A 19776-nucleotide genomic window follows, 5' to 3' on the forward strand; every position below is an offset into this window, starting at 1 on the left:
CTCCAGGGCGCACTTGCTGTTCGTGAGAAGTTCAGCTTCAACTTCTGAACTCTATGCTCCGGCACTGCTCGGAGGGGGAGTCAAGCACGAACACGGATCGTTACCCGCATGGGAGGATTCCCGGTAACCCGAGCCCTGACGAAGGAGTCCTGCGAGTGCCTGGCACCAACTTGACCCGTGAGGAAGCCCGCACCCGGGCCGCACTCCTGGCCGTGGACGCGTACGAGATCGAGCTCGACCTGAGCTCCGCACGCGAGGGCGGCACCTTCCGGTCCACCACCGTGGTCCGTTTCACCAGCACCGAACCCGGCGCCTCCACCTTCATCGACCTGGTCGCGCCCGCCGTGACGGAGATCGTCCTCAACGGCCGCGCCCTGCCGCTGGAGAACTTCGCCGACAGCCGCATCGCGCTGCCCGGCCTGGCCGCCGAGAACGAGCTGCGGGTCGTCGCCGACTGCGCCTACACCAACACCGGCGAGGGGCTGCACCGCTTCGTCGACCCCGCCGACGGCGAGACCTACCTGTACACCCAGTTCGAGGTCCCGGACGCCCGCCGCGTCTTCGCCAACTTCGAGCAGCCCGACCTGAAGGCCACCTTCGCCTTCACCGTCACCGCCCCCGCCGGCTGGGTGGTGGTCTCCAACTCCCCCACCCCCGAACCGGCCGGCGACGGCGACACCCGGGTGTGGACCTTCGAGCCCACCCCCCGGATGTCCACCTACATCACCGCGCTGATCGCCGGCCCGTACGTCGGCGTCTTCGACAGCTACGACAACGGCGCCCAGCACGTGCCGTTCGGCGTCTACTGCCGGCCGTCGCTGCGCGAGTTCCTGGACGCGGACGCGATCTTCGCGGTCACCCGGCAGGGCTTCGACTACTTCCAGGAGAAGTTCGACTTCCCCTACCCCTTCGCCAAGTACGACCAGCTGTTCGTCCCGGAGTTCAACGCCGGCGCGATGGAGAACGCGGGCGCCGTCACCTTCCGCGACCAGTACGTCTTCCGCTCCAAGGTCACCGACGCCTCCTACGAGGCCCGCGCCGCGACCATCCTGCACGAGCTCGCCCACATGTGGTTCGGCGACCTCGTCACCATGGAGTGGTGGAACGACCTGTGGCTGAACGAGTCCTTCGCCACCTTCGCCGAGGTCGTCTGCCAGGCCGAGTCCCCCGCCTCCCAGTGGCCGCACTCCTGGACCACCTTCGCCAACCAGATGAAGACCTGGGCGTACCGGCAGGACCAGCTGCCCTCCACCCACCCGATCATGGCGGAGATCAACGACCTGGAGGACGTCCAGGTCAACTTCGACGGCATCACCTACGCCAAGGGCGCCTCGGTGCTCAAGCAGCTGGTCGCCTACGTCGGCCAGGACGCCTTCTTCCAGGGCGTGCGCGCCTACTTCAAGCGCCACGCCTGGGGCAACACCCGGCTCGCCGACCTGCTCGGCGCCCTGGAGGAGGCCAGCGGCCGCGACCTGCGGACCTGGTCCACCGCGTGGCTGGAGACCGCCGGCATCAACGTGCTCCGCCCCGAGCTGTCGGTGGCGGCGGACGGCACCATCGAGTCCTTCGCCGTCCTGCAGGAGGCCCCCGCGCTGCCCGCCGGCGCCCGCGGCGAGGCCGTGCTGCGCCCGCACCGGATCGCCGTCGGCCTGTACGAGCTCGTCGACGGCAAGCTGGTGCGCACCGACCGGATCGAGCTCGACGTCGACGGCGAGCGCACCGCCGTCCCGCAGCTGACCGGCCGGCCGCGGCCCGCCGTGCTGCTGCTCAACGACGACGACCTCTCCTACGCGAAGGTCCGGCTCGACGCCGACTCGCTCGCCGTGGTCACCGCGCACCTCGGCGACTTCGCCGACTCGCTGCCGCGCGCCCTGTGCTGGGCCTCCGCCTGGGACATGACCCGCGACGGCGAACTCGCCACCCGCGACTACCTCGCGCTCGCCCTCTCCGGCCTGCAGCGCGAGAGCGACATCGGCGTGGTCCAGTCCGTCCAGCGCCAGGTCAAGCTCGCCCTGGAGCTGTACGCCGACCCCGCCTGGCGCGAGGAGGGCCTGCAGCGCTGGGCCGCCGCCGCCCAGACCGCCCTGCACGAGGCCCCCGCCGGCAGCGACCACCAGCTCGCCTGGGCCCGCACGCTGGCCGGCGCCGCCCGCACTGACGACCAACTCGCCCTGCTCGCCGGGCTGTTGGACGGCAGTGTGGAGATCGACGGCCTCGCCGTCGACACCGAACTGCGCTGGGCCCTGCTCGGCCGACTGGCCGCCACCGGGCGCGCCGACGAGGCCGCGATCGACGCCGAACTCGCCCGCGACAACACCTCCTCCGGGCAGGAGCACGCCGCGACCTGCCGCGCGGCCCGGCCCACCGCCGAGGCCAAGGCCGCGGCCTGGGCGTCGGTCGTCGAGTCCGACACCCTCACCAACTACGTCCAGGAGGCCGTCATCGCCGGCTTCCAGCAGCCCGACCAGCGGGACCTGCTGGCCGCCTACACCGAGAAGTACTTCGCCTCGGTCAAGCAGGTGTGGGAGACCCGCAGCCACGAGATCTCCCAGCAGATCATCGGCGGGCTCTACCCCTCCTACGCGGTCTCCCGGGCCACCCTGGACGCCACCGACGCCTGGCTCGCCACCGCGGACCCGGCGCCGGCACTGCGCCGCCAGGTCGTCGAGGCGCGGGCGGGCGTGGAGCGAGCGCTCAGGGCTCAGGCCGCCGACCGGTAAGGGCAGCGGGAGAGCACCGATAGGGGCTCGGGGAACGGCGAGGTCGTGGCTGCTGCCGGTTCACTGCTGTTGCGTGCTTTGGCTTCTGGATCTGCTTCAGGCACGCAGCAGCACGGACCTTCGATGGGCTCCGGCCGTCAGCAGCATCGACCCGCCGTTCCCCGGGCCCCTATTTCGCCCCCAGGATCACCGTGAAGGTGGTGCGGCCCGGGGTGCTGTCGAGGGTGACGGTGCCGTGGTGGGCGTGGACGACGGCCTGGACGATGGCGAGGCCGAGGCCGGTGGAGCCGGTGCGGCGGGAGCGGGCGCGGTCGCCGCGGGTGAAGCGGTCGAAGACGTGGGGGGCCAGTTCGGCGGGGATGCCGGGGCCGTCGTCGGTGACGGTGAGGCGGCCGTCGGGGGCGAGGCCGAGGGTGACGGTGGTGCCGTCGGGGGTGTGGGTGCGGGCGTTGGCCAGCAGGTTGGTGACGACCTGGGCGAGGCGGTGCGGGTCGCCGGGGACGGTGACGGGTTCGACGGGGAGTTCGAGCAGCCAGCGGTGGCCGGGGGCGGCGGCCTTCGCGTCGGCGGTGCAGTCGAGGACGATCCGGGTGAGGTCGGTGTCCTGGACGGCGAGCGGGCGGCCGGCGTCCAGGCGGGCGAGCAGCAGCAGGTCCTCGACGATGGCGCCCATCCGGCGGGACTCGGCGCTGATCCGTTCCAGCGAGTGCCGGACCGGCGCGGGGACGGGGCCGGGGTGCCGGAGGGCGAGTTCGGCGTGGCCGCGGACGGTGGCGACGGGGTTGCGCAGTTCGTGGCTGGCGTCGGCGGCGAAGGCGCGCAGGCGCTCCTCGACGTTCTGGCGGCGGGTCAGGGCGTCCGCGACGTGGCCGAGCAGGCGGTTGAGGGCGGTGCCGACCCGGCCGACCTCGGTGCGCGGGTCGTCGTCGGGGACGCGTTCGGCGAGGTCGACGGCGCCGTTGGCGAGCGGCAGCGCGGAGACCCGTTCGGCGGTGGCGACGACCCGGTCCAGCGGGCGCAGGGCGAGCCGGACGGCGAGGGTGCCGGCGGCCGCGGCGGCGGTGAGCGCGGCGGCGAAGACCACGAGTTCGATCAGCAGCAGGTGCCGCACGGTCTCGTCGACGGGGTGCAGCGGCAGGCCGGTGACCAGGGTGTCGTGGTCGTAGCCGGTGACGGCGGCGACCCGGTAGTGGCCGAGCGCGGAGAGGTCGAGGTCGCGCGGGTGGCCGTCGGCGGGCAGGGCGCGCAGCGCGCCCAGGTCGGCGGCGTCCAGCGGGACGGCGGCGTCGGCGGAGTTCCTGGTGAGCGGGACGGGGTCGTCGTCGCCGGGCGGGACGCCGCCCACCACCGCGGCGTGGGTGAGGCCGCCGTCGACCAGCCGGGCGCCGAAGGTGCCGGGCGACTGGGCCCGGGTGTCGTGGCCGCTCTGGCCGGGGTGTTCGAGGCTGGCGGCGTAGCGGCCGCCGGCGGCGGAGAGCTGCTGGTCGAGGCGGTCGACCAGGAAGTGGCGCAGCGCCTCGCAGGTGGCCAGGCCGACGCCGGCGCAGATCAGCACCAGCAGGACCAGGACACCGGCCACCAGCCGGGCCCGCAGGGTGCGCGGGGGGACGCGCGGGACGGGGACGCGCAGGACGGGGACGCGCGGGACGGGGCGGCTCATCCGGTGGCCGCCCGCAGGACGTAGCCGGCGCCGCGGACGGTGTGGATCATCGGGGACCGGCCGGCGTCGATCTTGCGGCGCAGGTAGCTGATGTAGAGCTCGACCACGTGGGCCTGGCCGCCGAAGTCGTAGGACCAGACGGCGTCCAGGATCTGGGCCTTGCTGAGCACCTGGCGGGGGTGCTCCATCAGGTAGCGCAGCAGGGCGAACTCGGTGGGGCTGAGGTCGACGGGTTCGCCGCCGCGGCGGGCCTCCCGGGTGGCGGGGTCGAGCCGCAGGTCGCCGACGGCGAGGGTGCCGGGGGCGGCGGGTCCGGGGGGTGCGGTGCGGCGCAGCAGGCCGCGCAGCCGGACCACCACCTCCTCCAGGCTGAACGGCTTGGTGACGTAGTCGTCGCCGCCGGCCGCGATCCCGGCGATCCGGTCCTCGACGGCGTCGCGGGCGGTGAGGAAGAGCACCCGGACCTCGGGGTCGGTGGTGTGGACGCGGCGCAGCACTTCGAGTCCGTCGAAGTCGGGGAGCATCACGTCCAGCACCACGGCGTGCGGGTGCCACTCGGCGGCGGCGGCCACGGCGTCCAGGCCGCCGGTGACGCCGCGGGCCTGCCAGCCCTCGTAGCGCAGCGCGCCGCAGAGGACCTCGACCAGGTCGGGTTCGTCGTCGACCACCAGGACCCGCCAGGGGGTGTCCGCGTGCTGCATGGGGGGCATCCTGCCGTTCCGGGATGAGAAAGCGGTGAGATCGTCGGACCGTGCGGAGCCTTGGTACCACTGCTCCGAGCTGCGGCGATACCCTTCCCGGACGCCCGGTAGGACGATCGGTTCATAGGGAACTGAGAGCTTCCGGTGACACCGTGGGCCCGGCACCACCGAAGGAGGGCCCGTTGACCGCTGTCTCCACCCCCGCCCGGGCCGCCCGGCGCGCCGCACCCCGCCGCCGCGCCCTGCCCCCGGACGCCGTCCGGCGCGGCGCGCTCGCCCTGATCGTGCTCGGCGCGCTCGGCGTCCTCGCCCTGTGGTGGGCCGACACCCCGCGGGTGGCCGGCGCCGCCGACTGGCTCACCAACGCGGGCCGGATCACCGGCCTGCTGGCCGGCTACGCCGCGCCCGTCCTGCTGCTGCTGATGGCCCGGGTCCCGCTGCTGGAGCGCGAGGTGGGCGCGGACCGGCTGGCCCGCTGGCACGCGTACGGCGGCCGCTACCTGGTCTCGCTGGTCACCGTGCACGTGCTGACCGTGATCTGGGGCTACGCGCTGACCGACGGGCATGGCCTGTGGGACCAGGGCGTCGAGATGGTGTTCCACTTCCCCGACATGCTCAAGGCCACCTTCGCCACCCTGCTGCTGCTCGGCACCGGCGCGGTCTCCGCCCGGGCCGCCCGCCGCCGGATGGGCTACGAGGTCTGGTACTACCTGCACCTGGCCACCTACCTGGCCGTCGCGCTCGGCTTCGCCCACCAGCTCACCACCGGCGCCGACCTGACCGACGGCCCGGCGAAGGCCGGCTGGTACCTGCTGTACTTCGGCACCGCCGCCGTCCTGGGCTGGTACCGGCTGCTCAGCCCGTACCTGCGCGACCGGCGGCACCGGCTGGAGATCGCCGAGGTGCGCGCCGAGGGCCCGGGCGTGGTCTCGGTCTTCCTCACCGGCCGGCACCTGGACGAACTGCGCGCCGAACCCGGGCAGTTCTTCCGGCTCCAGTTCCTCACCCCGCAGCTGCGCTGGGCCGCCAACCCGTACTCGCTCTCCGCTCCCCCGCACCCGCGCTTCCTGCGCTTCACCGTCAAGGGCCTGGGCGCCCACAGCGCGGCGCTCGCCGCGCTCGCCCCCGGCACCAAGGTCCGCGCCGAGGGGCCGTACGGGGCGTTCACCGAGCGGCGGCACCGCGGCGGGCCGGTGCTGCTGCTCGGCGCGGGCGTCGGCGTCACCCCGCTGCGCGCGCTGGTCGAGACCCTCCCCGGCCGGCTCACCCTGGTGCAGCGCGCCCGCCGCCCGGAGGACGTGCTGTTCCGCCGCGAGCTCGCCGCCGTCTCCGCGCAGCGCGGCGTCCGGGTGCACGAACTGCTCGGCGGCCGGGCCGAGGTGGGCGACCTCGGCGCGGCGCTGCGCCGGCTCGTCCCCGACCTGGCCCGGCACGAGGTCTACCTGTGCGGCCCGGAGGAGTTCACCGCCGACGCCGTCCGCGCGCTGCGCGCCGCCGGGGTCCGGGCCGACCGCATCCACCACGAGTCCTTCGCCTTCTAGGAGCCCCCGCCATGCGACGCGCCGTCATCACCGCCTCCGCGACCGCCGCCGGGGTCGTCCTGCTGCTCTCCCTCAAGCCCCACGACGCCTCCCCCGCGCACGCCATCTCCGCCTCGAACGCGAACACCGGGAACGCCGCGGGCACCGGCAGCGGCACCGGCGCCGGGACGGGCTCGACCGGCGGCGCCACGGACACCGCGCAGGGCGGCGGGGCCGCGCAGACCGTCACCGGCACCGCGGTCAACACCCGGTACGGGCCGGTGCAGGTCAAGGTCACCCTGGACGGCGGGAAGATCAGCAAGATCGACGTGCTCCAGTACCCCACCCGGGACCGCCGCGACCAGGAGATCAACAGCTACGCCATCCCGGTCCTCAACCAGGAGGCGCTCGCCGCGCAGAGCGCCGACATCGACGTGGTCTCCGGCGCGACGTACACCAGCGACGGCTACACCCGCTCCCTGCAGAGCGCGCTCGACCAGGCGAAGAAGTGACCGCCAACCACGTCGAGCACGTGATGGGGACGGTGTTCTCCATCGCCGTCCGCGACCCCGGGCCGGAGACCGGCCCGGCGATCCGGCGGATCGTGGAGCGGCTGCACCGGATCGACGCGGTGTTCTCGACCTACCGGCCGCAGAGCGAGGTCAGCCGGATCGACCGCGGGGAACTCGCCCTCGCCGAGGCCGACCCGGAGGTGCGGCAGGTGCTGGCCCGGTGCGCGGAACTCACCGCGGAGACCGGCGGGTACTTCACCGCGCGGCCCGGCGGACGGCTCGACCCCAGCGGCTACGTGAAGGGCTGGGCCGTCGAGGAGGCCTCCCGCACGCTGCGCGGGTCCGGCTCGGCCCACCACTGCGTCAGCGGCGGCGGGGACGTCCAGACCGCGGGCGGTCCGTGGCGGATCGGGATCGCCGACCCGCACCGCGAGGGGGCCGTGGCCCGCGTCGTCACCGGCCACGACCTGGCCGTCGCCACCTCCGGCACCGCGGAGCGCGGCCCGCACATCATCGACCCGCACACCGCCCTGCCCGCGGACTCCTACGCCTCGCTCACCCTGGTCGGCCCCCACCTCACCCGCACGGACGCCCTCGCCACCGCGGCGTTCGCGATGGGCGCCCCACGGGGGCTGCGCTGGCTCGCCGCGAAGGGCGTCCGGGCGCTGGCGATCCACCCGGACGGGCGGCAGGAGACGACGAACTGGTGAAACCAGGGGCTCGGGGAACGGCGAGGCCCAGTCTGCTGACGGTTCACTGCCGCCCAGCGCATCGGCTTCCGGTTCCGTCAAAGACACGCAGCAGCACGAACCTTCGATGGGCTCCGGCCGTCAGCAGCACGGACTCGCCGTTCCCCGAGCCCCTGACGGGGCCACTGCGGTTACTTCTTCTTGCTGCCCGGGATCATGCAGAGGCCCGCGATCACCGCGAAGGCGACGATCGGGAGGGCGACGAACAGGCCCAGGGTCTGACCGACGCTCAGGCCGGTACCCGGGTTGTCGCCGTCGTCGCGCGTGAGCGCCATCGCGGGGGACGACATGACCATCATCAGCGTGGCCGCCGCGGTGACCGCACCGGCGCGCATTGCGTTCCTCTTGTCCACGTTTCCCAAGGTACCGGCCCCCTACACCGCTGCGCCCGGCGGGGTGCGCCTGTCGGCGTGTCCCGGCGGCGGGAGGTCGGGCGGGGTGTTCAGCGGGGCGAGGGTGGCGGCGATGCCCGCGGTGCCGGGGGCGGTGGCCAGCGCGTCGAGGGTGCGGGGGGTGCCGGTGGCGTCGGCGACCGGGAGGCGCCAGTTGGGGTACTGGTCCCAGGTGCCGGGGAGGTTCTGCGGGCGGGGGTCGCCGACGGTGTCGGGGAGCCAGACGCCGACCAGTTTGGCGGGGGTGGCCAGCAGGTAGGCGTACAGCGCCTCGGGGGTGGCCGGTTCGCCCTCGGCGAGCAGCCCGATCCGGACGAGTTCGCGCTGCCAGTCGGCGAGTTCGGCGGCGGCGGCGTCCTGTTCCTCGGCCAGCGGGCGGGCCAGCAGGCCGAGGCGGTGGCGCAGTTCGACGTGCTCGCCGGTGAGCCGGGCGGCGGTGGAGGGCAGGTCGTGGGTGGTGAGGGTGGCCAGGCAGCCGGGGCGCCAGTGCTCGGGGGGCAGCACGGCGCCGTCGGCCTGCCAGTCCCGTTCGAACCAGAGCACGGAGGTGCCGAGCACGCCGTGGTCGGCGAGGCGTTCGCGCACGCCGGGTTCGACGGTGCCGAGGTCCTCGCCGATGACGGCGGTGCCGGCCCGGTGGGCCTCCAGGGCGAGGACGGCGAGCATCGCCTCGGCGTCGTAGCGGACGTAGGTGCCCTGGGTGGGGAGGGCGCCCTCGGGGACCCACCAGAGCCGGAACAGGCCCATCACGTGGTCGATCCGGATCGCGCCGGCGTGCCGGGCGGCGGAGGCGATGAGCGCGGCGAACGGGGCGTACCCGGCCTCGGCGAGCGCGTCGGGGCGCCAGGGCGGCAGGCCCCAGTCCTGGCCGTGGGCGTTGAAGGCGTCCGGCGGGGCGCCGGTGGAGATGCCGGCGGCGAGCACGTCCTGCAGGGCCCAGGCGTCGGCGCCGTCGGGGTGGACGCCGACCGCGAGGTCGTGGATCAGGCCGATCGGCATGCCCGCGTCGGTGGCGGCCCGCTGGGCGGCGTGCAGCTGCTCGTCGACCAGCCAGGCCAGCCAGCGGTGGAACTCGATCCGGTCCTTCAGTTCGGCCTTGGCGGCGGCGACCTGCGGGTTGGCGGGGTGGCGCAGGCCCTTGGGCCAGGAGTGCCAGCCGCCGCCGTGCGCCTCGGCCAGCGCGTTCCACACCGCGTACCGCTCCAGCCACTCGCCCTCGCGCCGGACGAACGCCCGGTACGCGGCCTCCCGGCCGACCCCGCGCGGCACGGTGTGCAGCAGTTCGAGGGCCCGGCGCTTGAGCGACCACACCGAGTCCCGGTCGATCAGGGCGTCGTGCTCCAGCACCTCCTCGCGCAGCAGCCGGGCCCGGTGGGCGAGTTCGCGGGCCTCCTCGTGCCGGGCGTACTCGGGGACGGCCTCGATCCGCAGGTGCACCGGGTCGGCGAAGCGGCGCGAGGAGGGGCGGTACGGGGACGGGTCGGAGGGGGCGCCGGGCATGCCCGCGTGCAGCGGGTTGATCTGCAGGAAGCCCGCGCCGAGTTCGGCGCCCGCCCACTGGGCGAGCTCCGCGAGGTCGGCCAGGTCGCCCATGCCCCAGGAGCGTTCGCTCAGCACCGAGTACAGCTGGGCGAGGAAGCCCCAGCTGCGGCCCCGCGGCTCGGGGATCCGCGGCGGGGCGACCACCAGGGCGGCGCGGGCGGCGCGCCCGTCCGCCCGGACGGCCAGGACGTGCCGGCCGGGCGGCAGGTCCTCGGGCAGCCAGTGCGCGTGCTCGACCGTCAACTCCCAGGGTTCGCCGCCCTGTTCGAGCTCGATCCGGACCTCGGCCCCGGCCGGCAGGTCGAGCGCGGTGCGCCGCCCCTGCCAGGCGACCACGGTGGGCGGCAGCAGGCGCCGGGCGCTCTCCGTGCGGTGCCGCTCCAGGGCCTCGGCGGCCAGTTCGGGCGTCCCGGCGTCGATCCCGAGCGCGGCCAGCACGGCGGTCAGCGTCCGCGCCCCGACCTGCACCGGGCCCGCCCCGGCGTCGTAGCAGGTGTCCACCCCGTGGGCGTGCGCGAGCGCCGTCAACTCCGGTGGGGCCGGCGGGTTGTCCTCCGCCGGGACCTGTTCGAATCCCGCCTGCTCCCGGTCAAGGTATGCGGCCACCAGGCGCACTCCGTCCTCGGGTTGCTCCCCGACGCCGACGATGTAGACAGGCACAGTCCTACCCGCGCCGCCGCCCGCCGACCCCGACCGACACGGCCCGCGCCCCGCACCGGTCGGGTGAACGTCCGCCCGCCCGGTTGCCGACCCGGCGGACCTCCGTCCTTTTCGGTTGATAACGGACATAGCTGCCAAGGGCGTTGACAGCGGCGCGGGTAGCTGGTGGGGTGGGCGGGCCGGACGGCCGCGGGGGGCCGGGCCGGAGCGGCGGGGGGCCGGTGAGCTGGGCGTTTCGGGCGAGGAGGCTCCGGTGCAGGCGCGGGTGTCGGTGGCGGCCGGGCGGCGGCTGCGACAGGGTTTGGAACGCAGCGCGGCCCTGCGCGAGGTGCTGAACCACCCGGCGGCGCTGGCGGCCCGCCGGACGGCGGCGCGGACGGCCCGGCAGGTGGCGCCGCGGACCGCGGACCGGCTGATCTCCGACCTCAAGGGCACCGAACCGCTGCTGGCCTCGGTGCGCGCCGAGCGCCGCACCGGCCGGCGGGGCAGCGCGCTGCGGATCGCGGCCACCCTGTCGGCGGCGGCGGTGGTCGGCGGCCTGCTGCTCCCCGCGCCGGGCTTCGCCGCGGAGCCGGGCCTCCGCCAGGACCCGGGCAGCAGCGCCGCGGACACCGCTGACGCCGCGCCCGCCGCCGAGGCGCCGCCGGCGCTGGGCTCGCTGACCGAACCCCGGGTGTTCCCGCGCCCGCAGGAGTCGCGGGTCGGCGGCGAGCCGGTGGCGGTGCCCCGGCAGGTGACGGTGGTGCTGGCGGACTCCGCCGACGGCCCGGCGGTGGACGCGGTGCGCGCGCTGCTGGCCCGGGCGGGCGCGACCGAGGTGCGGACCGCGGCGCAGGCCCCCGAGCACCCGGCGGCCGGGTCGCTGGTGGTGTACGTCGGCGGCCCGTACGAGGGCGCGGGCGGGGCGGTCGACCGGGCGCTGCGGCAGATCGCGGTGGCGGACGGGCTGAAGGACACCGAGGTGCCGCAGCTGGCGGGCCTGCCCGCGGGCGGCTACCTGCTGGCGGCCGGCCGGCTGCCCGCGGACGACGGCGCGGGCGGCGCGTACGGCGCGGTGGTGCTGGCCGGGGTGGACGGCGCGGGCACCTTCTACGCGGCGCAGAGCCTGGCCCAGCTGCTCGCCCCGATCGGCCCGGGGCAGGGGCAGGGCGGCGGGGGCGACCGGGGCTTCCCGGGCGTGCTGCTGCGGGACTGGCCCTCGGGCGCGGCCCGGCGCGGCACCGCGGAGTCGTTCTACGGGGCGCCGTGGAGCTCCGAGCAGCGGCTGGCGCTGGTGGACTTCCTGGGCCGCACCAAGCAGGACTACTTCCTGTACGCGCCGGGCGGCGACCCGTACCGCTTGCAGCGCTGGCGGGAGGCGTACCCGCGGCGGGAGGCGGCCGAGCTGGCGGAGCTGACGGCGCGGGCCCGGGCCAACCACGTGACGGTGGCGTACTCGGTCGCGCCGGGGCAGTCGTTCTGCTTCTCCTCGGGCAAGGACGCGGACGCGCTGGTCGCCAAGCTGGACGGGCTGTGGGGGCTGGGCGTGCGGGAGTTCCAGCTGGACTTCCTGGACGTGTCGTACGACGAGTGGCACTGCGGGGCGGACCGGCGCACCTTCGGCACCGGGCCGGTGGCGGCGGCGAAGGCCCAGAGCGCGCTGGTCGCGACGGTGCGGCAGCGGCTGCTGGAGCGGCACCCGGAGCTGGCGCCGCTGTCGGTGGTGCCCACCGAGTACCTGAAGCAGGGCACGACGCCGTACCGGGCGGCGCTGGCGGCCGGGCTGCCGGACGGGGTGCGGGTGGCGTGGAGCGGCGGCGCGGCGATCCCCGGGAAGGTGACGGCCGATCAGATCGACTCCACCGCCGGCCTGTTCGGGCGTCCGCTGGTCACCATGGACAACTACCCGGTCAACGACTCGGCGCCGGACCGGCTGTTCCTGGGCGGCTACGCCGGGCGGGACGCCGAGGTGGCGCGCCGCTCGGCGGTGCTGCTGACCGCGGCGATGAGCCAGCCGGTGGCGTCCCGGATCCCGCTGGCCACGGCCGCCGACTTCGGCTGGCAGCCGGACGGCTACCGGCCCGAGGAGTCGCTGGCCGGGGCGCTGCGGCTGCTGACCGCGGGGCCCGCGGAGCAGGCCGCGGCGGCGGCGCTGGCGGGCAACAGCTCCTCCTCGCCGCTGGACGGCCGGGAGTCGGCGTACCTGGCGCCGCTGGTGGAGCGGTTCTGGGCGGCGGCCGAACCGGCCTCCGGCGCGCCCGCCGACCCGGCCGGGCTGCGGGCGGCCGCGCAGCCGCTGCGCGAGGCGTTCGGCGTGATGGCGGACGCGCCGCGGACGCTGGCGGGCGACCCGCTGGCGCAGGACGCGGCGCCCTGGCTGGCCCGGCTGTCGGCGTACGGCGCGGCGGGCCGGGCGGCCGTGGACATGCTGCTGGCCCAGCAGGGCGGCGACGGCACCGCGGCCTGGCAGGCCCGGCTGGAGCTTGGGCGCCAGCGCGGGGTGCTGGAGCAGAACCCGGTGACGGTCGGCAAGGGCGTGCTGGACGCCTTCCTGGACCGGGCGGCGAAGTCCGCGGACACCTGGTCGGGCATCACCGCGGGCGCCGCGCCGACCACCACCCTGGGCACCGCGCACGACCACGGCCCGGCGCTGATGGCGGACGGCTCGGGGCAGACCTTCTACTGGTCCTCCGCGCCGCCGCAGGTCGGCGACAGCTTCGGCCTGGACCTGGGCACCCCGAAGCCGCTGGGCTCGGTGACGGTGCTGATGGGCGGCTGGGGCGACGAGCCGGACGCCCGGTCGGCGGCCGACGACTACCTGCACGACGGGGTGCTGGAGTACTGGAGCGGCACGGGCGGCTGGCACCGGCTGGCCACCGTGCACGGGCAGCGGACGGTCAGCGCGACCGCCCCGGCGGGCACGGTCGCCAAGGCGGTCCGGCTGCGCGCCACCTCCGGGCAGCAGACCGCCGTCGCGGTGCGGGAGTTCACCGCCGACGCGCCGGACGCGGTGGACACCGCGGTCTCCGGCCCGCCGGCCGCGCCGGGCTCCTCCCCGCAGGCGGTGCTCTCCGGCGACCCGGACTCCGCGTTCCGGGCGGCCGCGCCGCCCGCCGAGGGCGACGCCCCGCTGACGGTGGAGCTGGGCACGGCCCGGCCGCTGGACCGGCTGACCGTGCTGACCGACCCGGCGGTGCGGGCCGAGGCGACCGCGCAGGTCCGCCGCCCGGACGGCAGCTGGGCCGACCTGGGCCCGGTCCGGCCCGGCTACAACGAGCTGCGGGCCGACGGCGGGCCGGTGGAGGCGCTGCGGCTGGTGTGGCAACCGGGCGGCGAGGCCCCGGTGGTCAACCAGGTGATCCCGTGGTGGGCGGACGTCCCGGCGGCCCGGCTGACGCTGGCCGAGCCGACGCTGGACGTGGTGGCGGGTGCCGCCGCGCCCGCGCGGGCCGTGGCCACCGTGGAGTCGGGGCGGCCGGACCCGCTGACCGGCACCCTGGCGGCCGAGGTCCCGGCGGTGGCCAAGGGGCTGGTGGTGGCCCCGGCGGCGGCGGTGACGGTGCCGCGCGGCGGCCAGGTGGGCGCGCCGCTGCTGCTCACGGCCGCCGCGGACACCCCGTCCGGCACCTACCGGGTGCCGCTGGTGTTCACCGCGGGCGCGCTGACCGTCCGCCAGGAGCTGCTGGTGCACGTGGTGCCGCCGACCGGCGGGCCGGACCTGGCGCCGACCGCGACCGCCTCGTCCTCGGGCGACGACAGCGCGAAGACCCCGGCGGCGGCGGTGGCCGACGGCGACCCGAAGACCTCCTGGAGCTCCCCGGCCCGGGACGACGCCTGGGTGCAGCTGCAACTGCCGCAGCCGGCCCGGCTGGGCTCGGTGGTGCTGCACTGGGGCGCGTCGTACGCCTCCGCGTACCGGATCCAGACCTCCGCCGACGGCGTGGCGTGGACCACCGTGGCCGAGGTGGGCAACGGGCAGGGCGGCACCGAGACGGTCCGCTTCGACGCGCCGGACGCCCGGTACCTCCGGGTGCAGGGCACCGCCCGGGCCACCCGGTACGGGTACGCGCTGTCCGGCGTCGAGCTGTACGCCGTGCCGGCGCCGTAGCGCGGCGGGCCGCCGACGCTCCCGTTGCGGGGGCGGCGGCGGCCCATGAGGCGTACCGGTTGTCGTGTCGGGCAGGCCCTTGTCTGTTCAGGCGGAGAGCGGTGCGTGCTGCTCGCCGCGGCGGATCGGACGGGTGCGGACGGGGACGGGCAGGACCGGGTCCGGATGGTCGTGGTGCTCGAAGTCCCGGAACTGGTCGAGGCCGCCGTACGGCTCCAGGTAGGGCCGCCAGCGCGGGTCCTTGATCCCGGTGCCGATGACCCGCCAGGCCAGGCCGCTGGGCGCGGCCGGGGGGCGCTTCATCCGCCAGCCGAGGTCGGCGAGGTGCCGGTCGGCCTTGGTGTGGTTGCAGCGGCGGCAGGCCGCCACCACGTTGTCCCACCGGTGCTGGCCGCCCCGGCTGCGCGGGATGACGTGGTCGACACTGGTGGCGGCGGCCCCGCAGTACACGCACCGGCCGTGGTCGCGGGCGAACAGCGCCCGCCTGGTCAGCGGTACGGGACCTCGGTAGGGGACCCGCACGAAGCGGGTCAGCTTGACGACGGACGGTGCCTGGACGGCACCGGTGGCGCTGTGCAGAGTGGTGCCCGCATCCTCCAGGGCGATCGCCTTGTGGTTGAGGACGAGGATGAGGGCGCGTCGCATCGAGACGACACCGAGTGGCTCGTACGACGCGTTGAGGACAAGGACATGCGGCACGGGGCCTCCTTGGACGCCTGCGGCGCGTGGCTCGCGCCGAGTCGAGCGGGTGACCTCGCCCCGCGCGCGGGGCGTGATCTCCCTCAGTGTCGCCTTACGTCGACGTACGACGCCACCATTTCTCCGTGAACGGGCCGCGCGCGTGCGGTGGGCCCGCGCGCGTTCCGCCATAGCCGGTATGCCCAGCTCGCGGCACTCCTGCACGTACCGTGCGGGGGCCGGTGCGGTGCGTGGCCGGAACCGGACCGGCCCCCCTGACGGGCCGTCCGAGCGGGTGAACGGGCCGGTGGGGGGCTCGCTACAGTGGGGCGATGCTCGCCGATTCCGCTGCCGACAGCACCGCGCCGACGTTCACCATCCCCACCACCGCCGCCGATGTGACCGACACCACCCGGCAGGCGGCCGGGTGGCTGGACGAGAACTGGCAGGGCTGGGTGGTGGACGGCGTCCGGATCGTCTTCATCCTCGGGCTGGCCCTGGTGCTGCGGGCCGTGGTCCGCAAGGTGATCCACCAGCTGGTGGCCCGGATGGGGCGGCCCGCGGAGGCCGACAACGACCACGGGGTGCTCGGCGGCCTGCTGGCCAACAGCGGCGTGGTCAACACCGAGCGGCGCCAGCAGCGCTCCGAGGCGATCGGCTCGGTGCTGCGCTCGGTGGCCTCGTTCACCATCCTGGGCACCGCTTCGCTGATGGCCCTGTCGGTGCTCGGCGTCGACCTGGCCCCGCTGCTGGCCTCGGCCGGCGTGGCCGGCGTGGCGATCGGCTTCGGCGCCCGCAACCTGGTCACCGACTTCCTCTCCGGCGTATTCATGATCATGGAGGACCAGTACGGCGTCGGCGACGAGATCGACACCGGCGTCGCCTCCGGCACCGTGCTGGAGGTCGGCCTGCGGGTCACCAAGCTGCGCGGCGCGGGCGGCGAGATCTGGTACATCCGCAACGGCGAGGTCAAGCGGATCGCCAACATGAGCCAGGGCTGGGGCACCGCCACCGTGGACGTCCAGGTCGGCTACAAGGAGGACCTGGAGCGGGTCGGGCTGCTGGTCGCCGAGGCCGCCGACCAGCTCGCCAAGGAGAGCCCGTACGACGAGCTGATCTGGGGCCAGGTCAAGGTGCTGGGCGTCGAGTCGGTCTCGGTCGACTCCGTCCAGCTGCGGGTCCAGGCCCGCTGCACGCCCGGGAAGTCCGCCCAGGTCTCGCGCGCCCTGCGGCTGCGCCTGAAGGCCGCCTTCGACCTGGCCGGCGTCAAGCTCCAGGAGGAGGCCGCCGCCGCCACCGTCCCGGCCCAGCCCACCGCCCCCGAGATCCTCCCGCCGTCCGCCCTCGCCGACCCCAACTCGGCCCGCTCGCTGGCCGCGAAGCCGATACCGACGCAGAGCTGATCAGCCGTCCGCCGCCACCCGCAGCAGGTCGGCCAGCGGGCGGGAGCGGCTGTCGGGGGGCCAGGCGAGGAGGGTGGTGACCCGGGGGGCGTCCGGGACGGGCCGGGCCACCACGTCGTCGCGGAGCTGGGCGCGGCAGGAGTCGGGCAGGACGGCGCACGTCCGGCCGAGGGCGACCAGCTGGTAGAGCTGGGCGTGGTCGCGGATCGCCGGGCCCGGGCCGTCGGGGTGGGTGCCGTCGGGGCGCGGGTAGCGGGGGGCGGGCAGGTCCGGCAGGTCGGCCAGGTCGGCCAGGCGCAGTTCGCGGCGGACGGTCAGCGGGTGCCCGGCGGGCAGCAGGGCGACCTGGCCCTCGGTGTGCAGTTCCTCGGTGTCCAGGCCGGCGGTGGAGTCGAACGGCAGGTGCAGCAGCGCCGCGTCGGCCTCGCCGCGCCGCAGCAGGGCGCCCTGCTCGCCGTACTGGCACAGCCGCACGTCCACCGGCACCGATCCGGGCTCGGCGGCGTAGGCGGCCAGCAGTTTCGCCAGCAGTTCGGTGGACGCCCCGGCCTTCGCCGCCAGCACCAGCCCCGGCTGACCGGCCCGGCGGGTGCGGGCCTCGGCGGCCGCGACCGCGTCCAGCGCGATCCGGGCCTCGCGCAGCAGCACCCGGCCCGCGCCGGTCAGCGCCACGCCGTGGCTGTCGCGCTCCAGCAGCACGGTGTCCAGCCGCCGCTCCAGCCGGGCGATCGCCCGCGACAGCGGCGGCTGCGCCATGCCCAGCCGGACCGCCGCCCGGCCGTAGTTCAACTCCTCGGCGACGGCCACGAAGTACCGCAGTTCCCTGGTCTCCACCCGCCCAGCCTACGGCGATACCCGTCGGGTATCGCCGGGTGCCCGGATCGGTCTTGGCCACGGCCCGGGCGGCGGCCGGAGCATGGGGGCATGAGCGAGAACACGACGGACGACAGGACGGTCGCGCTGGTCACCGGCGCGAACAAGGGCATCGGGTACGAGATCGCGGCGGGCCTCGGCGCGCTGGGCTGGCGGGTCGGGGTCGGGGCCCGCGACGAGAAGCGGCGCGCGGCGGCCGTCGAGGCGCTGCGGGCGGGCGGCGCGGACGCCTTCGGGGTGCCGCTGGACGTCACCGACGACGCCTCGGCGGCGGCCGCGGCCGCGCTGCTGGAAGAGCGCTTCGGGCGGCTGGACGTGCTGGTCAACAACGCGGCGGTGACCGGGGGCGTCCCGCAGGAACCGACCGTGGTCGACCTGGCGGAGATCCGGCTGGTGATGGAGACCAACGTGCTGGGGGTGGTCCGGGTGACCAACGCGCTGCTGCCGCTGCTGCGCCGCTCGGCGTCCCCGCGGATCGTCAACATGTCCAGCGGGGTGGGCTCGCTGACCCTGCAGTCCGACCCGGCCGGGGAGACCGGCCCGATCTCGGCGGCCTACGCGCCGTCCAAGACCTTCCTGAACGCGGTGACCGTGCAGTACGCCAAGGAGCTGCGCGGCACCGGCGTCCTGGTCAACCTGGGCTGCCCCGGCTACTGCGACACCGACCTGAACGGCCACCGGGGCACCCGCACCCCCGCGCAGGGCGCGCGGGTCGCCGTCCGGCTGGCCACGCTGCCCGACGGCGGGCCCAGCGGCGCCTTCTTCAACGAGGACGGGCCGCTGCCCTGGTGACGGCCGCCGCCGGGGCCCGGTGACCGAGGACCCGCCCAGGGGCGTGGGGAGCCGCACGCGGCTCCCCACGCCCCTGTTCGCGTTCCCGTCCGCGCCCGCAGGTCCCGGCCAACGAAGTGGTCACGTACCGTTGACATCTGCGCCTCACGATTGGAAACTTTCCTAACAGTTGGCCGCAACGGCGTACGCAGAGGAGGATCGGGCCGTGACCACCCGAAAGACGCCCCGTTCCCCGCTGGCCGGTACCCCGAGCCTGTTGCGGGCCATCAACGACCGCGCCGCGCTGGAGCTGCTGCTCGCGAACGGCCCGCTCTCCCGCACCCAGATCGGGAGCCTGACCGGGCTCTCGAAGCCCACCGCCTCGCAGCTGCTGGCCCGGCTGGAGGCGGTGGGGCTGGTGGTGCCGGTCGGCACCACGGCCGGCGGGCCGGGGCCGAACGCCCAGCTGTACCAGGTGAATCCGGCCGCGGGCCACGTCGCCGGCGTGGACGTGACCAGCACGACGGTGCGGGTCGCGGTCGCGGACATCACCGGGACGACGCTGGCCGAGCACCGGGTGCCGACCAAGGGCTGGACCGCCGCGGAGACGGTGGCGCGGGTGGCCGAGGCGGTCGCGGAGACGGCGCGCCGGGCGCAGCTCGCCCCGGGGGCGCTGCGCGAGGTGGTGATCGGGATCGGCGGCGCGCCGGACCCGGTGACCGGGAAGCTGCGCTACGCCTCGCACCTGCCGGGCTGGCACTCGCCGCGGCTGGTGGAGGAGCTGGAGGCGGCGCTGGGCGCGCCGGTGTCGATCGAGAACGACGTGAACCTGGCCGCGGTGGCGGAGCAGGCCGGCGGCGCGGCGGCGGGGTGCGAGGACTTCGTGCTGCTGTGGGCCGAGGAGGGCATCGGCGCGGCGATCGTGATCGCGGGCCGGCTGCACCGGGGTTTCACCGGGGGTGCGGGCGAGGTCGGCTACATGCCGGTGCCCGACGCCCCGGTGTCGTTGGGCTCCCGCCGGAAGGTCTCCGGCGGGTTCCAGGACCTGGCCGGCGAGCCCGCCGTGCTGGCGCTGGCCCGCAAGCACGGGCTGCGCGGCGCGGACGCGGCGCAGGCGGTGGCCGGGGCCCTGGGCAGTGCCGGGGGTGACGCCTTCCTGGCCGAGCTGGCCGATCGGCTGGCGGTCGGGTTGGCGGTGATCGCCTCGGTGGTGGACCCGGAGCTGGTGGTGCTCTCCGGGGGGACGCCGACCGCGGGCGGGGAACGCCTGCGCGAGCTGGTCCAGGAGGCCCTGGGCCGGATGTCCATCCCGCGGCCGGAGGTGCGGCTGTCGGCCGTGCCGGGGTCGCCCGTCCTGACCGGTGCGCTGCAACGCGCGCTGGCGAGCACCCGGGACGTCCTGTTCAGCACGCACTGACGCCTTGACGCACGCACGCCCCCGCTCCCCCGGCCCCCACGGGCCGCGGGGCCATGCCGTCCTGCCCCCGCCCCCCTCACAGGAGTACGAC

At 75.6% G+C, this 19776-nt stretch carries 14 protein-coding genes; 8 read left to right on the forward strand and 6 right to left on the reverse strand.

Annotation, left to right across the window (positions count from 1 at the left end; translation table 11 throughout):
• Positions 1–155 precede the first annotated feature (155 nt).
• Entirely contained in the window at positions 156–2720 is a 2565-nt protein-coding gene (pepN, locus tag ABD345_RS16720; protein WP_344552936.1) for an aminopeptidase N, read from the forward strand.
• Positions 2721–2889: 169 nt separating this feature from the next.
• Here pepN and ABD345_RS16725 read toward each other — a convergent pair whose 3' ends face one another.
• Together ABD345_RS16725 and ABD345_RS16730 are read right to left on the reverse strand one after the other, a co-directional pair.
• A complete protein-coding gene (locus tag ABD345_RS16725; protein WP_344552937.1) occupies positions 2890–4380 on the reverse strand; it encodes a sensor histidine kinase in 1491 nt (496 codons plus the stop codon).
• Positions 4377–5090, reverse strand: a complete 714-nt coding sequence (locus ABD345_RS16730; protein ID WP_344552938.1) for a response regulator transcription factor — start codon at positions 5088–5090, stop codon at positions 4377–4379. Before ABD345_RS16730 ends, ABD345_RS16725 begins: the two co-directional genes overlap by 4 nt.
• A gap of 173 nt (positions 5091–5263) precedes the next feature.
• Between ABD345_RS16730 and ABD345_RS16735 the strand changes: the two genes are divergently transcribed.
• The 3 genes from ABD345_RS16735 to ABD345_RS16745 are packed head-to-tail and all read left to right on the forward strand — an operon-like array spanning position 5264 to position 7823.
• The gene (locus tag ABD345_RS16735; protein WP_344552939.1) at positions 5264–6622 is read left to right on the forward strand and encodes a ferredoxin reductase family protein; all 1359 of its coding nucleotides are present in this window, start codon (positions 5264–5266) and stop codon (positions 6620–6622) included.
• Positions 6623–6633: 11 nt separating this feature from the next.
• Entirely contained in the window at positions 6634–7113 is a 480-nt protein-coding gene (locus tag ABD345_RS16740) for an FMN-binding protein (RefSeq protein WP_344552940.1), read from the forward strand.
• Positions 7110–7823 carry an FAD:protein FMN transferase gene (locus ABD345_RS16745; RefSeq protein WP_344552941.1) on the forward strand — a complete coding sequence of 238 codons (714 nt, stop codon included), beginning with the start codon at positions 7110–7112 and terminating at the stop codon, positions 7821–7823. Before ABD345_RS16740 ends, ABD345_RS16745 begins: the two co-directional genes overlap by 4 nt.
• Positions 7824–7993: 170 nt before the next feature.
• Here ABD345_RS16745 and psbW read toward each other — a convergent pair whose 3' ends face one another.
• Complete coding sequence (gene psbW / locus ABD345_RS16750; protein WP_344552942.1) at positions 7994–8215, reverse strand: photosystem II reaction center protein PsbW; 222 nt, start codon at positions 8213–8215, stop codon at positions 7994–7996.
• Between the two features lie 21 nt (positions 8216–8236).
• Positions 8237–10402, reverse strand: a complete 2166-nt coding sequence (gene malQ, locus ABD345_RS16755) for a 4-alpha-glucanotransferase (RefSeq protein ID WP_380274831.1) — start codon at positions 10400–10402, stop codon at positions 8237–8239.
• A gap of 307 nt (positions 10403–10709) precedes the next feature.
• On the opposite strand from malQ, the gene ABD345_RS16760 reads away from it, so the two are divergent.
• Positions 10710–14543, forward strand: a complete 3834-nt coding sequence (locus tag ABD345_RS16760; protein ID WP_344552943.1) for a glycoside hydrolase family 84 protein — start codon at positions 10710–10712, stop codon at positions 14541–14543.
• Between the two features lie 87 nt (positions 14544–14630).
• Here ABD345_RS16760 and ABD345_RS16765 read toward each other — a convergent pair whose 3' ends face one another.
• Complete coding sequence (locus ABD345_RS16765) at positions 14631–15242, reverse strand: HNH endonuclease (protein WP_344552944.1); 612 nt, start codon at positions 15240–15242, stop codon at positions 14631–14633.
• A gap of 311 nt (positions 15243–15553) precedes the next feature.
• On the opposite strand from ABD345_RS16765, the gene ABD345_RS16770 reads away from it, so the two are divergent.
• The gene (locus ABD345_RS16770; protein ID WP_344552946.1) at positions 15554–16624 is read left to right on the forward strand and encodes a mechanosensitive ion channel family protein; all 1071 of its coding nucleotides are present in this window, start codon (positions 15554–15556) and stop codon (positions 16622–16624) included.
• Here the strand turns inward: ABD345_RS16770 and ABD345_RS16775 are convergent, their stop codons facing one another.
• Complete coding sequence (locus tag ABD345_RS16775; protein WP_344552948.1) at positions 16625–17458, reverse strand: LysR family transcriptional regulator; 834 nt, start codon at positions 17456–17458, stop codon at positions 16625–16627.
• 90 nt (positions 17459–17548) lie between these two features.
• On the opposite strand from ABD345_RS16775, the gene ABD345_RS16780 reads away from it, so the two are divergent.
• Together ABD345_RS16780 and ABD345_RS16785 are read left to right on the forward strand one after the other, a co-directional pair.
• Entirely contained in the window at positions 17549–18289 is a 741-nt protein-coding gene (locus ABD345_RS16780; protein WP_344552949.1) for an SDR family oxidoreductase, read from the forward strand.
• A 205-nt stretch (positions 18290–18494) separates the two neighbouring features.
• The gene (locus ABD345_RS16785) at positions 18495–19685 is read left to right on the forward strand and encodes an ROK family transcriptional regulator (protein WP_344552951.1); all 1191 of its coding nucleotides are present in this window, start codon (positions 18495–18497) and stop codon (positions 19683–19685) included.
• The last annotated feature ends 91 nt before the right edge of the window (positions 19686–19776 follow it).

Origin of the sequence: Kitasatospora saccharophila (genome assembly GCF_039529925.1) — a bacterium.
GTDB classification, from domain to species: Bacteria; Actinomycetota; Actinomycetes; order Streptomycetales; family Streptomycetaceae; genus Kitasatospora; species Kitasatospora saccharophila.